The 1,113-nt window shown below is 49.1% G+C and carries 1 protein-coding gene and 1 pseudogene; both read right to left on the reverse strand.

Going from position 1 to position 1,113, the window contains the following annotated elements; all coding sequences use genetic code 11:
- Nucleotides 1–315 (reverse strand): annotated as a pseudogene (locus R7Q48_RS24620) (DUF1566 domain-containing protein); the annotation flags it as partial.
- Nucleotides 316–320: 5 nt separating this feature from the next.
- Nucleotides 321–1,113, reverse strand: a 793-nt coding sequence (locus R7Q48_RS24625; protein ID WP_318132730.1) for a proprotein convertase P-domain-containing protein, incomplete at its 5' end; no start/stop codon positions are given.

Below are 1,113 nucleotides of genomic sequence, written 5' to 3' on the forward strand. Positions count from 1 at the left end.
TCCCGGCGTCATCATGTTCAGTGTGAGCTCATCGCCTTGGTCAACCTGAGCCAAAATTGGACTGGTTAAAATGTTCTTGTTTGTCGAGGTAATCGAGAACTCACCTGCGTTATTACTTTTTGTGCTCGGCTCAGTCGCATCACACACAAAATTCTGGTTGAGATCGATGCACACTGGTGTATCTAATAACGTACCTTTCGCAGAAATGGTTCCCGCTACGTTGTAACTTGGCGCCGTTGCGTCACCACCACCAGAACCGCCACCACAACCAACAAGGGCCAGTGAGACTACAATGAGAGAATATTGAAACTTCATAGGTCTTATCTTCTTTTTGATGAATCGTTATTACGAGAGCGAACCACTCTCAACATTGAAAGCACAAGCAAGCCAAAGAGCGCCCAAGGTGAGCCACTCCCACCCGAGCCATTGCCGTTGCTTTTCGAAGTGGTATCAGCACCGCACTGATACTGGTTAAAGTGACTCACACCCCACGCTTTTAGTGCGCCCGAGTTGCCGACCACCCGATCGGAGACTTCTAGTCGCCACGTTCCCCAACTAGGCTCTCCAACCAATGCTCGCAGCTGTGGATCGTGCTGAACCGTGAAATAGCCCGTAAACCCACCCGATTGACTCGGCTGATGGTTAAACAGCACTACAGACTGGCCTTGTGGCGACGTCAACGTGATGTGTAAATCCGCTAAATTCGCGTGTTCGATATCGAGATAAACGGCAAATGAGTCATCAATTTTCTGCGTTTTGTCTGATAGTGTTTGAACAAAAATTTTGTTCCCTTGCACTTCTTGACCGCGCGAGTTAATACTCGCATCGGTGAGCGCATCCTCGATAGTCTTGGGCTTATTCAAAAGTAGAGGAATACCATTCACTAGCGCCGTCACGTTTTGCCAAGATTGCGCCTTAAGCCCTTCAACAAACTGATAATCCACTGAAACTTTAGATTCAAACGGTGCACCACACGTCAGCCCCGTTGGTAAGTTGGCACTGAAAGAGGCCGAGTTTGCCAGTTGCACATCGACCGCTTTCGATGTGTCGTTGTTCAGTGACCAATTGCCCTTTACGCTTGCAGATCGGCCGGTCTGAGCGAGCGTCAACTCG

This window comes from Vibrio sp. 378 (assembly GCF_033339435.1).